A 23,533-nucleotide genomic window follows, 5' to 3' on the forward strand; every position below is an offset into this window, starting at 1 on the left:
ATTAAGTATTCTTTTGCTTTGTGAGATCGCAGATCTCTCACGAGCTGCCTATTATAAGTGGCTGAACCGTACACCTTCTACACAAGAGCTTCAGAATAACGAGATTATAAAAGAGCTGAAAGCTCTCTATGAGAAAGTTAAGGGAATCTACGGCTATCGTCGAATGACAATGAATATAAACCGAACCCTTAAACAGAACTTTAATCACAAACGTATTTATAGGCTGATGGGTGTTGCAGGTATACAGTCCGTAATTCGAAAAAAGAAGAAGATGTTTAAGCGCTCGATTCCCCAACATGTGGCGGAAAATGTGCTAAATCGTGAATTCACAGCAGAAAAGAAGAATACAAAATGGGTAACGGATGTCACGGAATTTAAATATGGTTCTCAAAAGAAAGCTTATTTAAGTGCCATTTTGGATTTGTATGATGGATCCATTGTTAGCTATGTATTAGGACACTCAAATAATAATAGCCTAGTGTTCAAGACACTAGACCAGGCAATTGAACAGTTAGAGGGAGAACACCCCCTCATTCACAGTGATCGTGGGTATCAATACACTTCACAGGGCTTCAAACACAGAGTAGTTCAAGCAAAGATGACTCAAAGCATGTCACGTGTAGGTAGATGTATAGATAATGGTCCCATGGAATCGTTCTGGGGAACCCTCAAGTGCGAGAAGTATTATTTACATAAGTATGAGACATTTGAAGACTTGTCTCTAGCAATAGATGAATATATTCATTTTTATAATTATGAAAGATATCAAAAACGACTAAACGGCCTCAGCCCTATAGAATATAGAGTTGAAGCCGCTTAGAGTGTTTTATTATTTCAGCTGTCTACTTGACGGGGTTCAGTTCAATCTTTTCTAGTGTCAGCTTTTCGATTTTTAAAAGAAAATGTGAAATTATACAACGGGTGATGGTTCATTCTGCAAAATCTTATATTTCGGCGTTACCCTTTCAAAATGTGGGTTCTCACCGCTTACCATTAATCCCATACCCCAGTCATAATGTTCATAGTTCGTTGGGAAGTCAGATGCATCCCGGTATTGGAAAAGTAGGTTTCTCCTTACTCGGTTACTGTTATTCACACCGGATCCGTGAATGGTTAAATAATTAAAGAACAGGACATCTCCTGCTTCAGCAGGGCATGGTGTTCCCATAGTAAGCGGGTAATCTTTTTGGTTTAAATAGTGACTGCCCATATGCGGAAGGGCCCCGAGTTTATGGGATTCAGGAATAACAGAGAGACAGCCATTCTCTTCGTTGCTATCATCCAAGTGGATGCTAGCTGCCAGCATAGTGTGCTTTTCATGAGGAAAGTATGGATAATCTTGATGCATGGGAAAAGCAGCACCATTTTCAGGAGGTTTTACTAACATTTTAGAATGATGAAGCTGTACATTAGGTCCGATTATTTTTTGTAAAACAGCTTTCATGTTTGGATGAGTTAATGCCTTCAAGAACACATGATCATGATAATGAATGTTATGAAATCCTTTTAAAACAAGCTTCTTTAGTTTTTCTTTTGGTAAATAATCGCCATCCCATGTGGCATTGTGATCCTTGTTAGCTTTGACTGCCCGTTTAAGAATTTGATCAATTCCCGCACGCATTTCATCTACTTCTTGCTTATTGAAAACTCCTTTTACTAACAGATAGCCTTGATTTTTGTAAAAATCAGCATCTTTGGACTGTATCATATCCTCATCCTCCCCATTTTCATAAAATTGACACCGCTTTCACCTTGATTATAATAGGGATAAGTTCTTTTGTATTTGTAAAGAAACGCCATGTTTTTGTCTTTTTACGCCATGAATGTTCAATAAGAGGACAGGGAGGCTTCATGGGCAATGTACCTTATTAAGGAAAGCGTCACACGACTGAATCAGCATTTGTTAATAAAGGGACAGGATGTTACCTTTCGTATTAACTATTGGGGGATCGATTCTAAACTAACGTACAATCCCGTCCACAGGCATTCATCATTTGAGATTTGTTATGTTTTAAAAGGGGACGGAACGTATTTAGACGACGGTGTGATCTATCCCCTTACTTCTGGAATGTTATTTGTTTCTAGACCAGGCATTGATCATCAAATCAGAAGTGAGAAAGGTCTATTTTTGTTATTCGTTTGTTTTGAAGTGGATGAAGGAAAATCGACTAGAAGGTATAATGAACTTTTTCAGTTGTTGGCTCAACATGAACAAGTCGTCATCCATGAGGGGAATACATCTCCTGCAGTAACTCTTTGGAAGTCGTTACTTGTTCCTGAAGAGAAACGATGGGCATTAGCACCAGAATGTATACCACAACTGGCTCATGCCCTTCTTGTATCTTTTCTTCCCCTTTTTCTCCCCCTAAACGATTCGATAAAAAGAAATTCAGACACGCAGAGCATGGTTTTGCAGCAAGCAAAAAGTTTTATAATTGATAATTTAGATAAAGAACTGTCACTAGAGATGGTGGCACAATATCTTAATGTTTCCACACGGCACTTATCACGCTTGTTTTCATCTGGAATCCATGAAAATTTCGTAGGTTTTATTCGTAAAGAACGTGTCAAACAAGCTACTTATCTATTAAAATCAACAGACCTATCGATAAAGGAAATTGCGGACGCAACTGGATTTAAAAGTGTACACTATTTCACCAGGGTGTTAAAACAAGAAATCGGACTGCCGCCAGGGCGTTTCCGAAAAGATTTTCATTTGTCATATAATTTCTGAAAATTTACAATGATTAAAAAATAATTCATTATAAGGGTTATGTATTTTGAGAAATTTGTATAGGAGGTAACTGACTTGCAGAAAATCACCCCGCAAAAGATTGACTTAAAAGGGTTCAACACAACTATATTAGATGACATCGGTGTTTCTGTTTTATTAGACAATCAAGTACTTGACCACTTAACGCTTCAACATGTCATTCAAAATGAATCTTCCTCTGTAACCAGCTATCAATTTAAAGACGCAGGTGAGAAAGTAAACGTTTGTTTAACATTCAAGACAGAAAAAGAAACTATTATTGGATCGGTACAAGCCGAGGTAAAAAATGAGCGGATTCAAAACAGACATATCTATTTCGCTCCTGAAAATGGTATTACGATTACGATTAAGAACTTGCCTGGGTTGAAAAACGTATTAGCCCATTATCAGCATAAGGACTGGTGGACGAGGCCGTATTTTCATACAGATGTTGCAAACCTTCCCCAAAGAACACAATCATTATTATGGGAAACAGACGAAAGTTTTTATTATCTGTTGCCTGTAGTTGATTCAGTCTATCGAACGCAGCTTGCAGGCAATGGTACGGACCTCACTCTTTCATTGTCTTCCTTCAAAGGAGGATTCGATCGCTGTGAAACGATGTCCTTTGTGATCGGAGTATTAGATGAGCCATTTCAGCTAAGTGAACAAACGATTAAAAAAGCAATAGAAATCTTAGGATATAAAACGCTGCCTCGTGATCAAAAACGGTACCCAGAAGTATTGGATTACCTTGGCTGGTGCAGTTGGGACGCCTTTTATCACAAAGTGAATGAAGCAGGATTATTGGAGAAGATGGATGAGCTTCATAAAAAAGATCTTCCTGTAAAGTGGGTGATGATTGATGACGGATGGCTTTCCGTTAAAGATAATCGATTAACATCTTTTGAAGCGGATCCTGAAAAATTCCCTGAAGGCTTACACCATACAACAAATCTTTTAAAACAAAAATATGGAGTGAACTGGGTAGGCGTCTGGCATACAATCGCTGGTTATTGGGGAGGCATTCATCCAAATAGTGCACTTGCTAGCGAGATGGAAAAGTATCTGTATCGGACAAGCAGTGGTAAGCTCGTTCCTTATCCTATAACGGAGAAAGGGTTTGGGTTTTGGAATAGCTGGCATTCTAAACTGAAACAGCAAGGCATTGATTTTGTAAAAGTAGATAGTCAGAGTGCCGTTAATAACTTTTTGATGACTGAAGAAGCTGTTGGAGAGTCTGCCCATGCTGCCCATACGGCTTTAGAAGCATCTGTGGGTATTCATTTTGATCAAGCTCTCATAAATTGTATGGGAATGGCTGCTGAAAATATTTGGAACCGGCCGATGTCTTCTGTATCGAGAAACAGTGATGACTTTGTCCCTGGAGAAGAAATTAGTTTCAAAGAACATGCCTTGCAGAATGCGTATAATTCATATTATCACGGCCAATTTTATTGGGGTGATTGGGATATGTTCTGGACCAATCATGAAGAAGATATTCAAAATGCCGTTTTGCGTGCTGTAAGTGGAGGACCTGTCTATTTTAGTGATCGGCCAGGGGAAACGGACGCAGATAAAATCTGGCCACTGATCTTGGAGGATGGCAGGATTTTGCGTGCTGATCAACCAGGTCTGCCTACAAAAGATTGTCTTTTTCAAAATCCAAACATTGAAAAAGTTCCTTTGAAGATATGGAACAAGGTTGGAGAGGCAGGGGTTTTAGCTTCTTTTAACATTCACTTAGAGGGAAGTATGGTTGAGGGTTCTGTTTCACCCTCGCATATAGAGAAGATGAATGGAGAGACTTATTTGGTCTATGATTACTTTAAAAAGAAAGCCCGCGTCCTTGCACATCATGAGTCATTTGATTTCTGGCTTGAAAAGGATGGTGTGGCTTTATACATTGTGATACCGATCAAACACCATATAACACCAATCGGATTAACACATAAGTATCTCACTCCCAAGACCTTGTCTAAGTCCTTTTATTTTCATAATAAAGCAGTTGTGCATTTGAATGAAGGCGGAGAGTTTGCATTTTTCGTGAAAGAAAAAAAGCCTATTCACGTGCTGGTTAATGGTGAAAAGGTTGACGTAAAAGAGCAGGAGGATGGCCTCTTTACGGTTGATTGCAAGCAGGTTCAGGGAGACATTCTCTTAGAAATGATAGATTTATAGATTAAAAAGTAACATCTAAAGAGAGGTACTCGAGAAGTGAAATTTTTAAATGGTTTAATGGAGTGGATCTGGAAGCTTGTGTATTTAAATATTGTTTGGATTCTTTTTTCCTTACCGCTCATAACGTTAATTCCCGCAACGTTTGTGATGTTTTCTATCGTAAATAAATGGTTAACAGAAGATCAGGATCCAAATCTCTTTTCAACTTTTATAAGAGAGTTTAAATCATATTTTTGGAAAAGCTACCCTCTAGGAATAGTTCTTATTGTTTTAGGAGCCTTTTTAACAGCTGACTTGTTGATTTTAAAAGACTTACATTCTACTTATTGGTTAACTGTACGATATGCTTTAATCGTAGTAATGTTTTTCTTTTTGGTCACGGCAAGTTACAGTATCCCCATTTATATTCATTATGGGCTTTCATGGTATAAGACTTTGTTCGTTTCGTTTATGATAGGATTACGCCAACCCCTCACAACATTCCTTATGCTCTGTGGAATATTGTTGGTTGTCATGTTGGTTTTGTTTGCAACAGGTATAGGAATTTGTGTAATGGGAAGCTTGATCGCACTGATCACAAGCAAGGCTGCTAAAATAGGAATCAATAAAATTTAAACAAAATAGAAGAGAGAAACCTTTATTTTTAAGGGTTTCTCTTTTTTGTAGTTCGAAATACTCAAAATACATTAAATATATAAAATTTTCAGAATACGATGTTGACTTGAAAGCGATTTCATTTAATAATAGGTTAAGTCAACAAGACCCCACAAAACTCAACAATAAATTCCTCTAGAAAACACATCGAGATCACTAACATTATGAAACAATCACAAAACACTTGTCTAAGAAATGAAAACTTATGGGAGGGAAATGGAATGAAGGCGGCAACAAAATCTATTAAGCTACTCTTGAGTTTAATCTTGAGTTTAACCTTGCTTTTAACAGCTTGTTCAAGTAACGGCGGTCAAGGTGCAGACAGTGATAAAAATAGTGAGGGTAAAGTAGTTATTGATTTTTGGACATTTTGGGGTTCTGAAATAAGAAGACCGGTTATTGAAAAGATTATTCAAGACTTTAATAATTCTCAAGATAAAATCGAAGTAAAGCATACATATCTTCCTTTTGGGGATATTTGGACGAAGAACTTAGCCTCGATTGCGGCAGGAAAGCCCGCAGATGTAATTATTAACGATATTAATCAAGTTGCTCATCGTGCGCAGAACAATCAAAATACCAACTTATCAAAATATATGGAGAAGGATCCAGAGGTGAAGGATCGATTCTTTCCGGAACTATATAAAGCTAGTCTTTATAAAGGAGAACCTTACGCTTTGCCATTCAATACGGATACGCGAATGCTTTTTTATAACAAAGACATGTTCAAAGAGGTGGGACTTGATCCGAACAAACCACCGGCAACATGGGAAGAATTAGAGGAATATGGGAAAAAGCTCGATATTAAAAACGGCAAGAATTACGATCGTATCGGCTATCTGCCAAACTACAAAATGGGTGCAGAGGTATGGATGATCAATGCCGATGGAAAGAGCTATTGGGATTATAAAAAGGAAAAACCGATCATCGATGATCCATCTAATATAGAAGCATTAACATGGTTCAAAGATTACTATGATTATTACGGTTCGAATGTCATCAACAAGTTTCAGGCAGAATTCGGGGAAGAAACGGCAGATCCATTCATTAGCGGAAAGCTGGCTATGACAACAGAAACGACAAACTTTTTCACAAAAATTAGAGATTATGGAGAAGATATTAACTTTGGCATCGCCCCACTTCCTGCAAAAGAACCAGGTAAGAGCCAAACGAGCTGGGGCGGAGGTTTTGTTGCTGAAATTCCAAAAGGAGCCGAACATCCTGACGAGGCTTGGGAATTCCTGAAGTATTTAACAGATGTACAAGCTCAGGAACATTGGGCTGTAAAAGGCTTTGACAATGTAGCAAACATTGAAGCATCCAAAAAGGCTGCGGAGAATCCAGAGTTCTCGGAAGATGGAAAAATGGTCTATACTGCTTCTGTTAAAAACTTAGAAGAAACGATCATTACGCCCGTTCCATTACAAGCTCCGGACTTTACCAACTTAATTAACCCGGAACTGGAAAAGGTTCTTTTGGGCAAGCAAAGTCCTAAGGAAGGATTAAAGAAAGCTCAAAGGGCAGTTGAACAACTCGTGAAAAACAACAAATAAATATAGCTAGGCAGGGGGTGAAAGCGCAGTTTTCACTCCCCTTATTGTTTCATTAAAGGGGGGCAACTCTATGCAGACAAATCTGCAAAAAAATATAAAAAGACAAGCACCGAACAAGAAACCAAAACGTTTATTTTCCATGAATCAAAAAGAAGAGTTTCAAGGTTATATCTTTATTGCTCCATGGGTAATCGGTTTTCTTATTTTTACAGCGGGTCCGTTGTTGTTTTCCTTATACGGTAGTTTTACGAATTTCAATATTACGTCCAGCCTGAGTTTTATTGGCCTTGATAATTACAAACGTATGTTTACGAATGATGGGCTTATGTGGACATCTCTATGGAACACTCTATATTATGTTGCCATTTCTGTTCCTTTAACTACTGCTGGAGCCGTTTTACTAGCTGTCCTTTTAAATCAAAATGTACCAGGTACAAGATTGTTTAGAACAATCTACTATTTACCGGCTGTATTGTCAGGAGTAGGAGTGTACCTATTATGGATGCAGCTTTTGAGTCCTTCATCGGGTTTAGTTAACACACTGCTTTCATGGGTGGGGATTGAAGGTCCTTCTTGGCTGTCAGATCCAGCATGGACCAAACCGGCACTCATTTTTATGAAATTATGGAGTTTAGGCGGAGGAATGCTGCTTTATTTGGCAAGTCTGCAAGGTGTTTCTAAGTCTCTATATGAAGCTGCGGAGATCGATGGTGCCAATGTTTTCCGTAAGTTCTTCCATATTACTCTTCCAATGATTACACCTATTATCTTCTTTGATCTCGTAACGAGCTTCATCGGCGGCTTTCAAATTTTCCAAGAAGCGTATGTTATGAGTGACAGTGGAAACGGAGGGCCAGCGAATTCTTTGCTCTTCTATAACCTCCACATGTGGAACAAAGCATTTGAGGTTTTTGATATGGGCTATGCGATGGCGATGTCTTGGATTCTTTTCATTATCATTCTAGTACTAACTGTGATTAATCTAAAACTTGCACCGAGATGGGTGCATTATGATGGGGAGGATCGAAAATGAGTACGATTGTTCATAAGGAAAATACCGTTGTTCAAAAGAAAAGTAGCTATTTCCAAAGTGTAACTTTCAAAAAAAGAATGGTAAAAACGATTGTTATGGTCATTCTCATTTTAGGGAGTCTCCTCATCCTCTCCCCGATCTGGTGGATGGTCGCTACTTCAGTAAAAAGTATGAAAGAAGTCATGTCTTATCCACCAACTTTTTTACCGAAAGAATGGCATTGGGATAACTATATTCAAGCCATTCAATCAGCACCTTTTGCTAGATATACGATGAATACGTTGTTTATTACTGTATTTGTAGTGATTGGAAACGTTCTTTCTAACTCTTTTATCGCTTATGGGTTTGCAAAGATTCCGTTTAAAGGGAGGAATGTCCTGTTTGCTATAGTCCTGGCAACGATGATGATTCCTGGATTTGTTACTTTGGTTCCGCAATATGTACTTTATGCAAAGTTAGGGTGGTTAAATACGTATCTTCCTCTTATCGTCCCAGCTTTCTTTGGAAGTGCGTTTAATATCTTTTTGCTGCGTCAGTTCTTTTTAACCATTCCGAATGAGTTGATCGAGGCCGCCAAGATTGATGGAGCCAGCCACTTTTTTATCTGGTGGAAAATTTTCATTCCATTAGCAATGCCGGCTATCGCTACCGTAGCTATCTTCTCTTTTAATGGGGCATGGAATGACTTTTTGGGACCTCTATTATTTATAAATGATGAAACCATGTACACGCTGCAACTAGGTCTTCAAGTATTTAAAGGCCAAAATGCAACACAATGGAACTTATTGATGGCTGGATCTTTGATGGTACTGCTTCCGGTTATTATTCTGTTCTTTATTTTCCAACGTTACTTTATTGAAGGTATGAACTTAACAGCAGGATCAAAAGGGTAAAAAAGGAGTTTATTACATGGGGAAAACACTTGCTATTATACACACCACACCACTCACGATTGAGCCTTTAAAACGTTTAGCACAAGATTATTTACCGAGCTTTGAAGTCATTAACTTTGTAGATGACTCCATATTGCCTCAGTTAAGGCGTAATGGCGGAAAGGTAGAAGAAGTAGAGGAAAGACTTATTCAATATACAAAATATGCAGAACAAGCGGGAGCATCAATCATCTTAAATGCATGTTCATCTGTTGGAGAAGTAGTTGATAAAGCAAGAAAACAGCTAAGCGTGCCCATTATTAGAATTGATGAGGCAATGGGAGAAGAGGCTATGAACCATGGGAAAAAGATAGGGGTGATTGCTACTCTCTCTACAACGCTCAATCCAACTGTAAAGCTCCTCGAGCAGATCGCTATTGAATACAAAAAAACAGTAGATATTCATTCCGTTCTAGCTGAAGAAGCTTATCAGTATTTGATTCAAGGGGATCCTGATGAACATGATCTCATTCTTGCGGAGCAATTATCGGAACTTGCAAAAAAGGTTGATATTGTTGTACTCGCACAAGCTTCCATGGCACGCGCAGTTGCCAAACTGCCGGAAGAGCAACAAAAAAAATTCTTAACAAGTCCAGAACTTGGGATGGAGCGCGTGAAACAAACGATTGAGGGATTAACGTAAATGGCTTACCTTCTGGGAATCGATATTGGAACTACCCATTCTAAAGCAGGTTTATATCATACAGATGGAACAACAGCAAAAGTCTCTAAACAAAAAACAATCACACATTACAACCGTGAAGGCCATGTTTATTACAATCCAAAAGGACTGTGGGATACGATATGCGCAGCTATAACAGAAGTAACAGAAGAGGCTTCAGAAGAAATTGCAGTCATAGGTATTACGAGTATGGCGGAAGCAGGACTTTTAATAGATAGGAAAACAGGAACACCCAAAACGGAAATCATTCCATGGTTTGATAGCCGCTCAAAAAAAGAAGCTCGGTTTATTGAGAAGGAATCCGACCCTTTTGAACGGTTTCAGGCGACAGGTTTGCATAATAGTTTTAAATATGGATTAGCCAAATTACTGTGGTTACGAAACCAAGATGTAGATGTCACCCGGGAAGCTGTTTGGCTTTCGGTCGCCGATTTTATCGCGTATAAACTAACGGGGAAATTTGGGACCGATTATACATTAGCTGCACGTACATTCGCCTTCGATATTAATAAAAAAACTTGGGATGTACCTTGGATTCGAAACTTTGGCTTTAACGAAGATCTATTCCCTGATGTAAAGAGAAGTGGGGCCAAGCTAGGCGAAGTTCAATCAAACGACTTGATGTCGATCGGACTAAGAAAAGGAATTCCTGTTGCTGTCTCTGGACATGATCATGTTTGCGCTTCTCTTGCAGCAGGTGTTGTGAAACCAGGTAAAGTCTTTGACTCCATGGGAACAGCCGAGACGTTAGTCGGTATACTTCGGAGTCAGTGTTTAAGTGAAAATGAATTCCAGTCAGGTCTATCATATGGTTGTCATGTGCTAAAAGATCGTATGTTTTGGATGGGAGGTAATCCAAATTCGGGAGGCTCTATCGAATGGATACGATCACAACTTGGATCTGAGCCTATCTCGTATACCGAGATTCTGGATCTCTTGACCAAAGTGAAAGAAGGACCAACAGGTATTCTTTATTTTCCTTACTTATCAGGAAGCGGAGCGCCATTGCTGAATGCTTCAGTAAAAGGTGCGTTTATAGGTCTTCAAACAAGCCATAAACGGGAGGACCTTTTAAAAGCTGTTTTAGAAGGGACCGCTTTTGAAATGGAATGTATCCGAAAGGCTGCAGAGCGAGCTACAGGGGTACACATTGATGAAAAGGCAGTCGTAGGGGGAGGAACCCATAATAGTCAGTGGCTGCAGATTAAATCAGATGTTTCTGGCTGCAGACTTATCGTTTCAGAAGAAACAGAGGCAACATTGATCGGTGCAGCCCTGACAGCAGCAATCGAATGCGGAATCTATAAGGAAGAAGAGTCGATTTCGGTATTTCCTTTTATAAAAAGAAAAGAATTCGTCCCAACGGATTCCCATCATGAAAGCTATCAACGTTTATATAAAGATGGTTATATAAAACTTCAAAATGCTATTCGTTCATACAAAATAGAAGAACAATAGGAGATGAGAAACCAGTGAAAACAAAAAATAAAAATGTTATTACCTTAAAAACAATGCTGGAAAAGGCTGAAAAAGGCAGATATGCAGTTGGATCTTTTGCACCGAGATATACAACCATGATTCGGCCGATTCTGATCGCAGGAGAAAAGGCACAATCTCCTCTAATCGTTCAAATTTCTCAAAAGGAACTGGTTCGTTATGGGATCACGCCCGCTGAATTTGCCTCTGAATTTTATCGTTCAGTAGAAAGTGAAAAGATATCTGTTCCTGTTGTTCTTCATCTGGATCATACAAAGGATTTGCAGGTGATCAAGGAAGCGATAGAAGCCGGTTTCACATCCGTTATGATTGACGCTTCAGAAAAGCCGTTGGAGGAAAATATCGCAATTAGTAAAGAAGCTGCCGAATACGCCCATTTACATGGAGTTTCTGTTGAAGCTGAACTTGGAAAGATTGGGACAACTGATTTTGTTGAGACGGATTCTGATGAAGAATTATATACCGATCCTGTAGAAGCTGAGCGCTTTGTAAGGGAAACAGAAGCGGATGCACTAGCAGTTTCTGTTGGTACAGCACATGGTGTTTATCTGGTCAGACAGCCAAAGATCGATTATAAACGATTAGAAGCAATTAGAGCGTTGACACCGGTTCACCTTGTTTTACACGGAGGATCAGGTGTTCCTGCCGAAATGATAAAAAAGGCGACTAAGCTGCCTAACGGAGGAATCAGTAAGGTGAACATCGCGACCGATCTTGAAGTGGCTTTGTTAGAGGCGATTGGAAAAGAGGAACGAATGACAAATGCAGCATGTAAGGACCTTACAAGTGAACAAATGCAAATTGCTCAGCAGGCAGTTGAAGTAACGGTGCATGATAAAATTGAGAACTTCCTCGGCAGCAAAAACAAAGCCTTTGAGTTTCAAGAGTAAGGAAAGAGCTAAAGCAATATTCTTTAAAAGAAGTGGTGGTTTCCTTGATAAGAATTACTGAGAACGTTTACCTCTATTCGGATACGTGTCATGTGTATGTGGTCAAAAAAGGAGAAAATGCTATACTTATCGATTTTGGAAAAGGTGATGTGCTGGATCATTTGGTTTCGATTGGGGTTAAGAGAGTGACAGATGTGCTTATGACCCATCATCACCGTGATCAAGGACAAGGTCTAGAGCGGGCTGAAGCTGAGGGGATAAAAATCTGGGTACCTCATGCAGAGCAGGATTTATTTTCAGACGTAGATGCTCATTGGCAATCCCGCGAAATTGATAATAATTACAACATGAGGCAGGATCGTTTCTCTCTATTAAACTCGGTTTTTGTCTCAGGAACTTTACAAGACTATGCCACTTACTCATTTGCAGGCTATGACTTTGCGATCGTCCCTACTCCTGGTCACACGACAGGTTCGATCAGCTTGCTTACAACAATTGATGGAACGAAGCTAGCTTTTACAGGTGATCTGATTTCATCTCCAGGAAAGGTATGGTCAATGGCTGCTACTCAATGGTCGTATAACGGAGCAGAAGGTGTACCCTTTAGTATTTTATCTTTACTAGATTTGAAGGAGAAAAAGCCAGATATGCTGCTTCCTTCACATGGAGATATCATGAGAGAGCCGAATGCAGCAATTGATCTTCTCGTTGAACGGTTTGGTGAACTTTTGGGATACCGAAACCAAAATCCAAGACTTTTTAAGTTTAGAGAAAAGCCTTATGAAAACATAACACCTCACTTGCTAAAGAATCGGACAAGCCTTGCAAACTCCTATGTGCTTTTATCTAAAAGTGGGAGCGCTCTCATCATTGATTTTGGATATGACTTTATCGGCGGCATAGCATCAGGAAGTGACAGGGCCGCTAGAAGACCATGGCTGTATACGATACAAAAGTTAAAGAAAGATTACGGTGTTAAGAAGATCGACGTTGTGATACCAACTCACTACCATGATGATCATGTGGCGGGGATGAATCTACTGCGTGATGTGGAGGGAACAAAAGTCTGGTGTCCTGAAAATTTTGCTGATGTATTAGAAAATCCTAAGAACTATGATCTTCCATGCCTTTGGTACGATTCCATTAAAGTGGATCAAATACTTCCCCTTCGAACCACGATAAAGTGGGAAGAATACGAATTTACACTGTATGAGCAATCGGGCCATACCCTTTATGCGGTCGCCATTGTTTTTGAAGTGGATGGAAAACGTGTACTCGCTATGGGAGACCAATATGAAGGTGAAGAATGGAATTATGTGTATCAAAATGGCTTTCGAATCTGGGATTATCGTCAAAGTGCAGAGCTTTATCAAGCAATTCGCCCGGATCTTCTTATCTCGGGGCACTCAGATCCAGTATTTGTTACACAGGAGTATTTAAACAGGATTCTAGAAAGTGGCCATGCTCTTGAACGTCTCCATCAGGATCTGCTGCCGTTAGAACAAGTAGACTTGGGAGCTGGAGGAATCGGTGCCAGAATTACTCCCTATCAGTCTTATGTTTATAGCGGACAACCGTTTAACATCGGGATTGATGTGAAAAATCCCTTTACTTCAGAAAGTGACGTAGATATCCAAGTGATTGTTCCTGCTGGATGGAACGTTCAAAAAGGGAATTTCCCTATTCGAATCGGCGGACTGGAACGAAAGAGTGTGTCGGTTACGATCACCCCTGCATCTGGTCAAACAATGAGAAGGGCGAGAATCGCAGCAGATATCACAATCGGGGAGCGGCCGTTTGGTCAACTGGCTGAAGCACTCGTTACCGTGAAATAACAAAAGGAAATAAAGGAGGTATATGGACGTGAACAAACTTACGGTAGAAAAAAGAAAACAGTCGCAACAAACGAACAATCAAACACTGCATATGATCGGCAATGCTCACTTAGACCCGGTATGGTTATGGCAGTGGCAAGAGGGCTTTCAGGAAACAAAAGCAACTTTTCGTTCTGCTTTAGACCGGATGAATGAATATGACGATTTCGTTTTCACCTCAAGCTCAGCTGCTAACTATGAATGGATTGAAAACAATGAACCTGACATGTTTGAAGAAATTAAAGAACGAATCAAACAAGGAAGATGGGAAATCGTAGGTGGTTGGTGGGTTCAGCCTGACTGTAATATTCCTAGTGGTGAGTCCTTTGTACGTCAAGGACTATACGGGCAGCATTATTTTCAAGAAAAGTTTGGGGTAACCGCTAAAGTAGGTTATAACGTGGATAGCTTCGGCCACCACGGGATGCTTCCGCAGATCTTGAAGAAGAGCGGGATGGACCATTATGTGTTCATGAGACCCTCGCCTCAGGAAAAAGGTCTTCCAAACAGAGTGTTTTGGTGGGAATCAGATGATGGGTCCCGTGTACTAACGTACCGGATACCGTTTGAATATTGCACATGGGGCAAGGAATTAGACGTTCATGTTCGCCGAACAGCAGGAGAGTTACGGGCACCTTTTGATGATTTAATGTGCTTTTATGGCGTAGGTAACCACGGTGGAGGACCAACTAAAGAAAATATTGAAAGCATATACCGGTTAAACGCTGATTCAGCCTTTCCGACACTTGTGTTTAGCACCCCTAATCGGTTTTTTGAAGAGGTTTCTGAAAAGGACTTGCCGCTGCCGATTGTTCATGATGATTTTCAACATCATGCGAGTGGTTGTTATGCCGTTCATTCAGGCATAAAAAAATGGAACCGCGAAGCAGAGAATCTCTTAGCCTCAGCAGAAAAGTTTTCTGCTGTTGCAAAGTGGACTACGGGTCAATGTTATCCTGTAGACTTCCATCTAGCTTGGAAGAACGTTCTTTTTAACCAATTTCACGATATTTTGGCAGGGACGAGTCTCGAAGAAGCCTATGAAGATGCTCGCAACATGCATGGGGAAGCGATGTCGATTGGTAGCCGAGGTTTAAATTATGCGGTTCAATCCCTTTCATGGCACATTGATATTGAAGAAGAAGAGGGTATGAAGCCAATTGTGGTATTCAACCCGCATTCGTGGAACTGCAAAGTGAATGTGGAACTTGAGGTAGGTGGCTTAAAGCCAACCGATCGATTAGTCGATGATAAAGGAAACGAGATCGCTTTACAAACTGTCCAGTCATGGGCAACTTCTGGTGGAAGATACCGTATTAGCTTTTTGGCTGATCTGCCACCAGTCGGATATCGCGTTTACAAGATTGTTAAAGGGCCATCCATAACCGATTTTCCAACCATTAAGGCGAACGATCATCTACTCGAAAACGAAACATACCGAGTGGAGATTGACCCGAAGACCGGATTTGTTACAAATCTTTATGACAAAAACAAAAATGTGGAGTTACTGGATGGACCTGCCGCAAGACCCGTTGTGATTGAGGATAAAAGTGATACGTGGTCTCACAATGTGCTTCACTTCCACAAGGAAATAGGTGAGTTTAAAGCGAAGAGCGTTCAACGTGTTGAGCATGGACCTGTTAAATCAGTCATCCGGGTCATTAGTGAATACGGTAAATCGACATTGGTACAAAATTTCACGATGTATCGAGAAATCAATCAAATTGACGTCTCGGTCACGGTAAATTGGCAAGAACAATTTAAAATGCTGAAGCTGAAATTTCCGGTGAATCTTATTTTCCGGAAGGGGACGTATGAAATTCCATATGGTCATATCGTTCGAGAATGTAATGGAGAAGAAGAGCCTGGACAAAGCTGGATTGATCTCTCCGGCACACATCAGCCTACAGGAGAAATGTATGGGCTTAGTTTATTGAACGACGGAAAGTACAGCTTTGATATTCACAATAAAGAGATGAGCATAACCGTACTTAGAAGTCCGATTTATGCACATCATGATCCGCTCATTCCTAAAGAAGATGGCCATTATTCCTTTATTGACCAAGGCATACAAAACTTCACTTACTCCCTGTTCCCGCATGAAGGAAACTGGGAAACCGCAGGAACCGTACAACGAGCTGCTGAGCTGAATCAAAAACCGGTAAGTATTATAGAGACATACCATAAAGGTGATCTGCCACAAAGTGATTCCTTTTTGTATGTGGACGTGGAAAATGTCGTTGTCTCTGTCATCAAGAAAGCAGAGGATAATGATGACTTAATCATTCGCTGTTATGAGACCACAAATCGCGCTACGGATGCAACGATTGAATTGCCAAAGTGGGAGCGTACCATTGAAGCATCGTTCCATCCTTGTGAAATTAAAACCTTCCGCATTCCAAAAGATAAAAGACAAGCGGTGATCGAAACAAACCTTTTGGAATGGAGTGAGTAGGAGAGAATCAACATGATTGTGGAAACAAACCAAGTTCGTGGACAGTTGCAGCAAGTCGGCCGATATATGATGGGAAATAACCTTGCATGGGGGACAGCAGGGAATATAAGCGCCCGGACATCAGAGGAGTCCCTTTTGATTACGGCGAGCGGAACTTACCTTGGAGAGCTTGCAGAGCATGATTTTGTAGAATGTACGTTTGATAAGTCTGAGGGTTATAAGCGAAAGCCCTCAAAGGAACTTCCGATGCATCGTGCGATCTATGAGGAACGGCCAGATATTTCAGCCGTTCTTCACGCTTCTCCCTTTTATAGTACACTCGTTGCTTGTTCTAATCTGGAAGTAAAGAATGATTTATTCATTGAATCCATGTACTACTTAGAGCGTGTTGAACGAGTAGCTTATCATCATCCAGGTTCTAACAATTTAGCGGAAGCAGTAAGAAAAAAGGCAAAAAGCGCAAACGTTCTTCTTTTAGAGAACCATGGGGTACTTGTTTTTGATACGAACATAAAAGAAGCAATAATGGCTCTTGAAACTCTTGAGATGGCTTGTAAAATGCACATTAAAGTAAACCACGATAAGATACGATTGCAGCCTTTATCAAATAAAACCATAGATGATTTTCTTCATTATGCCGGTTATAAGCCAAGAAGGGAGTGGGGAGAGAAATGATTGGTGTTGTAGCGGATGATATAACAGGTGCAAACGACATAGGCATCATGTTTGCGAAATCAAACTATGTAACAGATGTCTTTCCCTATGATGAATCTATTTCTTTTTCAGGATCACAACCTTATGCAGATGTAGTGATCCTGGATACGAACTCCCGATTTGATGATTCCAAGACGGCTTATAAAAAGGTGTACAAGGCAACGAAAGAACTTCAGCGTGGAGGAGTCACCCATTTTTATAATAAAACGTGCTCTGTATTTCGAGGTAACATCGGTATTGAATTCGATGCGATGCTGGATGCTTTAGAAGAGGATTTCGCTATTGTCGTTGTAGGATTTCCCAAGAACGGGAGACAAACCATTGACGGTATTCATTATGTATATGGGAACAGGCTGGAGAACTCTGAATTTAGAAACGACCCGATGCATCCGATGAATGATTCTAGTTTAATAGATATATTAAAAGCCCAAACAAAGCGAAAAGTAGGATCTATTCACTATAATGTCATTCAAAAAGGACATAAAGCGCTCCAATTGGAATTAACAAAGATAAAAAAACAATGTAATTATGTCATTTTAGATGTAACGACTCAGGATGATCTGATAACGATCGCGAAGGCAACGAAAGATGTTAAGGTGTTTTGCGGAAGTTCTGCATTAGCTGAAGAACTGCCGAAAACATGGTCAGAAGAAAAAAATAAATCAAGAGTTTCTTTAAACCTACCGCGTTTACCTGCGCGAAAAGGCATGTTTAGTGTAGCAGGAAGTTTAATGCCTCAAACAGCTAACCAAATTGAGTATTTGAGAGAAAAAGGAATGAAAATAAAAGAACTACGCACATTGCATTTAATAGAGGCACAGGAGCAAACGTCTTTCATTCAAGCATTACTCTCCGACATAATGACGAATTTGAATGATGGATCAGATGTATTACTTCATACATCGAATGACAAAGAGACGGTGAAGCAGACGAAGGAATCTGCGCTGAAAAAAGGGGTTTCGAATAAAGAGTTATCACAATTTATTTCTCGGACCCTTGCCGATATTACAGCAACAGTCTTGCACGAAACAGGTCAAAATCGCTTGCTGGTTGCAGGTGGTGATACGTCAGCTGCGGTATGCAGCAAGATAAACATTCGTGGTATGAGAGTTTGGAAGGAGATTGAACCCGGTCTCCCGTCCTGTATCTCCCTGTCAGAACCCCCGCTGCTTCTTGTTTTAAAATCAGGGAGTTTTGGAAAGCCAAACTTTTTTGAACAAGCCATAACCCATTTAAAAAGCGAATGAAAGCAAATTTTCAGTGTAAAAGGCGGGATTGAAATGATAGTCATCGAGCGTCGAAATAAAATCAGAGAAATTTTATTTAAAAAACGAAGTGTTAAAGTAACCGAATTGGTTCATGAATTTCAAGTCTCAGAGGAAACAATCCGCAGAGACTTAATTCAGCTCGAAAAGGAAGGCTTGGTTCAAAAGAATTACGGTGGAGCTATATTAATGGAAGATTTGCAGAAAACACAAGATATTATTATGCCTGTTCAGCTCCGGGAGCTTCAATTTTTTACAGAGAAAGATGCGATTGGACAAAGAGCTGCACAATTTGTTCAAGAAGGTCAAATTATTATCTTGGATGCGGGATCCACGACGTGGTGCATGGCTAGACATTTGCACGATATTAAACAATTAACGGTCATTACAAATGCTTTGAATGTCATTGAAGAATGCAGTAAAAATGAAAGCGCATCCATCTTTATGCTTGGCGGGGAACTAAGAAGAAATTCCAAAAGTATGATAGGTCCTCAAACACAGATGGAAATTCAAAAATATAATGCCGATTATGTGTTTCTAGGAGCGTCTGGCATCTCACTACGCCAAGGGTTCACTAGTTTGGATTTGTATGAAGCACAGATCAAACAAGCGATGGCTGCAGCCGGGAAAAAAATTGTATTGATGGCCGACCATAGTAAGCTTCAAAAGACAGGCCTTGTCTCATTTTGCAGCTTTGAAGATGTCGATTATCTAATCACAAGTGATAAAGCAGATGAACTTGTATTAAAAGAAATCGAAAAATACGGTGTAGAGGTAATCATCACATCAACGATACATTCATGAGGGGGAAGAGAATGGAAACCGTGCTGAATGAACTGAATCGTAAACATTCTGAACTAGAAGTTTGTATCACTGAAGTTCAAAAGGCATTTACTCTACTTAAAAATTCGTATAGACAAGGCGGAAAAGTTCTATTATGTGGAAACGGCGGAAGTGCTTCAGATTGTGAACATATTGTGGGAGAACTCATGAAGGGTTTTTTCTTAAAAAGACCTATAGATACATCATTTAAGCAAAAACTTTTCGAGGCTTTTCCAGAAGATGGTGATTATCTGTCTAGGCACTTGCAAGGAGCATTGCCCGCGATTTCACTCGTCAGCCACTCTGCAATGATTACAGCATTTGCAAACGATGTAGCAGCAGATATGATCTTTGCACAGCAAGTTTTCGGCTATGGCAACAAAGAGGATGTGCTGATTGGATTAAGTACATCGGGTAATTCTGCAAACGTTGTTCATGCGCTGCAAGTGGCACGAGCAAAAGGGATGAAAACAATTGGACTTACTGGCAGCAAGGGTGGAGTGATGGCACCCCTATGCGATGTGTTAATCGCTGTTCCTTTTGAGTCTACGCCTGATATACAAGAACATCATATCCTAATATATCATGCCTTATGTCTGATGCTAGAAAAGGAATTTTTTGAAGAATGAAGGTTTTAGCGGGTTTTGATATCGGTGGAACAAAATGTGCTGTGTCTGTCGGGGTATGGTCGAATGAAGCTATCAAAATTTTAAGAAAAACTCAATTCCCTACGCCTTCGAAACCAGAAGAGGTATTGGAACAAATGATTCATAGTTTAGAGAAACTCATAGGAAGTTTGGAAATGGAGTCAGTTGATGCAATTGGGATTAGCTGCGGTGGTCCTCTTGATAGTGAAAAAGGAGTCGTTCTATCACCTCCAAACCTGCATAATTGGGATCGTATTGATGTCATAACGCCTATTAAAAACAGGTTTTCTGTTCCAGTATTATTGCAAAATGATGCAAATGCCTGTGCACTCGCAGAATGGAAGTGGGGAGCAGGAAAAGGCTGCAAAAATATGATCTTCCTCACCTTCGGAACAGGTATGGGTGCAGGGCTGATTTTAAATAGCAATCTATACACAGGGACAAATGATAATGCAGGAGAAGTTGGTCATATCCGTCTAGAACACGATGGACCGGTTGGTTATGGTAAACGGGGTTCTTTTGAGGGATTCTGCAGCGGAGGCGGTATCGCATTAATGGCCCAATCGAAAGCAGAGGAATGGATTCAAGAAGGAAAATCCACTGAAATCTGTTCTTCGCTAGACTGCCTTTCTGCCATTACTACGAAAATAGTAGGAGAAGCAGCTCAAAGGGGTGACCCTCTAGCTGTTGATATTTTTAAAAACGTGGGAAGACAGCTCGGCCGTGGATTAGCTATGCTTGTTGATCTGTTAAATCCAGAGCGCATTGTGATCGGAAGTATTTATGGCCGTCAGCAATCTCTTTTAGAGCCAATGGTAATCGAAACACTAAAAAAAGAGGCGCTTCCTCAATCGTTAGCTGTATGTGACATTGTGACAGCCGGACTGGGAGAACAAGTTGGTGATTATGCCAGTCTTTCCGTTGCCTTGTATGAACTTGAAAATCTGCCAACAAAAGTGTGAGGGATAAAAAATGAAAAAAGCACTCATTGTTTCTGGCGGCTGGAGTGGACATAAGCCGAAAGAAATATCAGAGATTCTTGCAGCATTTTTAAAAAAGAATGATTTTGAAGCTGAAATTTCAAATACGCTGGATATCTTTTTAGATGAAGAAAAGATCAATCAAGTAGATCTTATCGTTCCAAACTGGACGATGGGTGATCTAACAGATGGTCAGCTGCAGCCTTTATTACAAGCAGTTAGGAACGGTGTTGGACTTGCGGGTATTCATGGGGGAATGGGAGACGCGTTCCGGAATGCAACTGACTATCAATTTATGGTTGGAGGCCAATTTGTAGCACATCCTGGCGGTGATAATGTGGAATATACCGTCCATATGGGGCATCCTCATCCTGCGACAGAAGGGATTCATGATTTTACGGTAACATCTGAGCTCTATTACATGCATGTGGATCCCGTGATAGAAATAATTGCTTACACGACGATTGAAGATATTAGAATGCCAGTTGCCTGGACGAAGATGTTTGGTAAGGGGCGTATTTTCTATTGTGCTCTTGGCCATTCCATTGACCTCGTCGAACGGGAAGAAGTAACCAAAATGGTGACTCAGGGAATGGTATGGGCAGCCAAGTAAAGTTGCAGTGAAAGGGGTGAAAAAATGGAACAGGTCAAACAGAAGTTAAAAGCAGGAATCATTGGATGCGGTGTGATTAGTGATACGTATTTTAAAAATGTCTCTCACTATCAATCTTTAGAAATCATTGCATGTGCTGACCTTGATGTGGATCGGGCAAAACAAAAGGCCGAGACGTATGGTGTATCAAAAGCGTACAGCGTGGAAGATATGCTTGCAGATACCGGCATTGACATGATTATCAACTTAACGATACCTGCAGCACATGCAGAAGTCTCAATCGCTTCATTAGAAGCTGGGAAACATGTGTATGTTGAAAAACCGCTTGCTGTTTCTCTCGAAGATGCTAAAAAAATGCTGGATGTTGCGGATGAAAGGCAGCTTTTCATTGGCGGTGCTCCTGATACCTTTTTAGGGGGTGGGCTCCAAACATGCCGAAAGCTGATCGATGAGGGTGTAATTGGAAAGGCAGTTGCCGCTTCAGCGTTTATGATGAATCACGGTCATGAAAGCTGGCACCCAAATCCTGATTTTTACTATCAAGAAGGCGGCGGCCCTATGTTTGATATGGGTCCATATTATTTATCGGCGCTCGTATCATTGATCGGACCGGTCAAACGAGTAACGGGCTCAACAAGTACTTCTTTTTTAGAACGTGAAACCAAGAATGGTCGAAAGTTTCCTGTAAAGGTTCCTACGCATATTTCCGGTGTTATGGATTTTGAGAATGGAGCAGTAGGTACCATAATTACTAGTTTCGATATCTGGGGAGCAAATGTACCATTTATTGAAATTTATGGGGAGACAGGGACGGTGAGTGTACCTGATCCCAATACCTTTGGCGGTCCAGTGAAACTTAAGAAGGCAGGAGAAAAGGAGTGGCGAGAGGTTCCATTAACACATCCATATACGGATAATTGCAGAGGGATTGGGGCAGCCGATATGGCGGAGGCTATCTTAAATGGTACAAATCATCGGGCAAGTGGAGGGTTAATGTATCATGTTCTGGAGATTATGCATGGATTTCATATCTCATCAAACCAAGGACAACATTATCATCTAGCTCGTCTGAATAAGAGACCAGCGGCATTAAAAGAAGATAAACATTTTTAATCGAAAGAAGAATAAGAATGGAGGGTTTTTTATGGGTAAATTAGGATTGCAGTTGTTCTCAGTTTGGAAAGATGCAGAATTAGATTTTTTGAAAACGCTATCAAGAGTTGCGGATCTAGGCTATGAAGGTGTTCAATTCGCAGGTTTTTATAATACACCCGTTCAAGACTTAAAAAGGGTGATGGATGAAAAAGGTATAAAAAGTGCTGGGGCTCATGTGAGTCTAAATCAATTAACGAATGGTGAGTTCGAAAAGATGGTAGGATATCACGAAATTATAGGCAATCAACTCATTATCTGTCCGGACTTGCCAAAAGAGATGCGAAAGAATGCAGATGATTATAAAAGATCGGCAGAAGTGCTAAATAAAGTTGGTGAAAGGTGTAAAGAACTAGGCTTTACGTTCGGCTATCATAATCACGAGTTTGAATTTGATGTTTTTGATGGGAAAACGGGATTCGACTTATTGTTTGAGAACGTAGACCCTTCACTCGTTAAAATAGAGCTTGATGGATATTGGGCGTCTTACTCGGGTTATGACCCGGTTGACATTCTCAATACCTATCCGGATCAATGTGTTACCCTGCACGTAAAAGATATGAAGACCATTGATGGAAAGAAGGTTAGTACAGAAGTTGGACGAGGGGAATTGGATGTAGAATCATTTGTTGAGGCTGGTAAAAAGTATGGGGTGGAATGGCTTATTGTTGAACAAGAAGAATTTGAAATCGATCGTTTTGAGGCACTAAAAATAAACGCCACTAATACAAAAAATATGATTGAAAGAGCAGGCGCGAAGAGATTTTAATCCTAGCCATTTTTATATTTGGTTTACGTAATGGAATACAAGGATGAAAGAGTCATAGAAAAGTAGAA

21 protein-coding genes are annotated in these 23,533 nt (G+C 40.2%); 20 read left to right on the top strand and 1 reads right to left on the bottom strand.

Annotated features, from left to right (window positions below; genetic code table 11):
- The coding region (locus M3206_RS13255) for an IS3 family transposase (protein ID WP_251313012.1) at positions 1-820 on the top strand (820 nt) is incomplete at its 5' end.
- Positions 821-910: 90 nt separating this feature from the next.
- Here M3206_RS13255 and M3206_RS13260 read toward each other — a convergent pair.
- Entirely contained in the window at positions 911-1,708 is a 798-nt protein-coding gene (locus tag M3206_RS13260) for a phytanoyl-CoA dioxygenase family protein (protein WP_251313013.1), read from the bottom strand.
- 150 nt (positions 1,709-1,858) lie between these two features.
- Here M3206_RS13260 and M3206_RS13265 point away from each other — a divergent pair, with 150 nt between their 5' ends.
- The 19 genes from M3206_RS13265 (at position 1,859) to M3206_RS13355 (ending at position 23,465) form a co-directional block, all read left to right on the top strand.
- Positions 1,859-2,734 carry an AraC family transcriptional regulator gene (locus M3206_RS13265; protein ID WP_251313014.1) on the top strand — a complete coding sequence of 292 codons (876 nt, stop codon included), beginning with the start codon at positions 1,859-1,861 and terminating at the stop codon, positions 2,732-2,734.
- A gap of 75 nt (positions 2,735-2,809) precedes the next feature.
- Positions 2,810-4,933, top strand: coding sequence for a Sip1-related alpha-galactosidase (locus M3206_RS13270; RefSeq protein ID WP_251313015.1), 2,124 nt, complete (start codon positions 2,810-2,812; stop codon positions 4,931-4,933).
- 36 nt (positions 4,934-4,969) lie between these two features.
- Positions 4,970-5,548 carry a YesL family protein gene (locus tag M3206_RS13275; protein ID WP_251313016.1) on the top strand — a complete coding sequence of 193 codons (579 nt, stop codon included), beginning with the start codon at positions 4,970-4,972 and terminating at the stop codon, positions 5,546-5,548.
- Positions 5,549-5,808: 260 nt separating this feature from the next.
- Entirely contained in the window at positions 5,809-7,140 is a 1,332-nt protein-coding gene (locus M3206_RS13280) for an ABC transporter substrate-binding protein (RefSeq protein ID WP_251313017.1), read from the top strand.
- Between the two features lie 70 nt (positions 7,141-7,210).
- Positions 7,211-8,173 carry a carbohydrate ABC transporter permease gene (locus tag M3206_RS13285; RefSeq protein ID WP_285876969.1) on the top strand — a complete coding sequence of 321 codons (963 nt, stop codon included), beginning with the start codon at positions 7,211-7,213 and terminating at the stop codon, positions 8,171-8,173.
- Positions 8,170-9,066: a carbohydrate ABC transporter permease gene (locus tag M3206_RS13290; protein ID WP_251313018.1), complete on the top strand. Its 897-nt coding sequence runs from the start codon at positions 8,170-8,172 to the stop codon at positions 9,064-9,066. The genes M3206_RS13285 and M3206_RS13290 overlap by 4 nt, the downstream gene beginning before the upstream one ends.
- Before the next feature lie 16 nt (positions 9,067-9,082).
- Entirely contained in the window at positions 9,083-9,748 is a 666-nt protein-coding gene (locus M3206_RS13295) for an aspartate/glutamate racemase family protein (protein WP_251313019.1), read from the top strand.
- On the top strand, positions 9,749-11,245 hold the full coding sequence (locus tag M3206_RS13300) for an FGGY-family carbohydrate kinase (RefSeq protein ID WP_251313020.1): 1,497 nt from the start codon (positions 9,749-9,751) through the stop codon (positions 11,243-11,245).
- A 14-nt stretch (positions 11,246-11,259) separates the two neighbouring features.
- Positions 11,260-12,174, top strand: coding sequence for a class II fructose-bisphosphate aldolase (locus tag M3206_RS13305; protein ID WP_251313021.1), 915 nt, complete (start codon positions 11,260-11,262; stop codon positions 12,172-12,174).
- 44 nt (positions 12,175-12,218) lie between these two features.
- On the top strand, positions 12,219-14,009 hold the full coding sequence (locus M3206_RS13310; protein WP_251313022.1) for an MBL fold metallo-hydrolase: 1,791 nt from the start codon (positions 12,219-12,221) through the stop codon (positions 14,007-14,009).
- Between the two features lie 28 nt (positions 14,010-14,037).
- A complete protein-coding gene (locus M3206_RS13315; protein ID WP_251313023.1) occupies positions 14,038-16,503 on the top strand; it encodes an alpha-mannosidase in 2,466 nt (821 codons plus the stop codon).
- A 12-nt stretch (positions 16,504-16,515) separates the two neighbouring features.
- Positions 16,516-17,178: a class II aldolase/adducin family protein gene (locus M3206_RS13320; protein ID WP_251313024.1), complete on the top strand. Its 663-nt coding sequence runs from the start codon at positions 16,516-16,518 to the stop codon at positions 17,176-17,178.
- Entirely contained in the window at positions 17,175-18,464 is a 1,290-nt protein-coding gene (locus M3206_RS13325) for a four-carbon acid sugar kinase family protein (protein ID WP_251313025.1), read from the top strand. The genes M3206_RS13320 and M3206_RS13325 overlap by 4 nt, the downstream gene beginning before the upstream one ends.
- A gap of 33 nt (positions 18,465-18,497) precedes the next feature.
- Positions 18,498-19,286 carry a DeoR/GlpR family DNA-binding transcription regulator gene (locus M3206_RS13330; RefSeq protein ID WP_251313026.1) on the top strand — a complete coding sequence of 263 codons (789 nt, stop codon included), beginning with the start codon at positions 18,498-18,500 and terminating at the stop codon, positions 19,284-19,286.
- 11 nt (positions 19,287-19,297) lie between these two features.
- On the top strand, positions 19,298-19,933 hold the full coding sequence (locus M3206_RS13335; RefSeq protein ID WP_251313027.1) for a D-sedoheptulose-7-phosphate isomerase: 636 nt from the start codon (positions 19,298-19,300) through the stop codon (positions 19,931-19,933).
- Positions 19,930-20,913 carry an ROK family protein gene (locus M3206_RS13340; protein WP_251313028.1) on the top strand — a complete coding sequence of 328 codons (984 nt, stop codon included), beginning with the start codon at positions 19,930-19,932 and terminating at the stop codon, positions 20,911-20,913. The genes M3206_RS13335 and M3206_RS13340 overlap by 4 nt, the downstream gene beginning before the upstream one ends.
- A gap of 10 nt (positions 20,914-20,923) precedes the next feature.
- Positions 20,924-21,544, top strand: coding sequence for a ThuA domain-containing protein (locus M3206_RS13345; protein ID WP_251313029.1), 621 nt, complete (start codon positions 20,924-20,926; stop codon positions 21,542-21,544).
- Between the two features lie 24 nt (positions 21,545-21,568).
- A complete protein-coding gene (locus M3206_RS13350) occupies positions 21,569-22,657 on the top strand; it encodes a Gfo/Idh/MocA family protein (protein WP_251313030.1) in 1,089 nt (362 codons plus the stop codon).
- 31 nt (positions 22,658-22,688) lie between these two features.
- Entirely contained in the window at positions 22,689-23,465 is a 777-nt protein-coding gene (locus M3206_RS13355) for a sugar phosphate isomerase/epimerase family protein (protein ID WP_251313031.1), read from the top strand.
- Positions 23,466-23,533 lie beyond the last annotated feature (68 nt).

The sequence above is a fragment of the Fictibacillus phosphorivorans genome, from assembly GCF_023715845.1.
Classification (GTDB): domain Bacteria; phylum Bacillota; class Bacilli; order Bacillales; family Fictibacillaceae; genus Fictibacillus; species Fictibacillus phosphorivorans_D.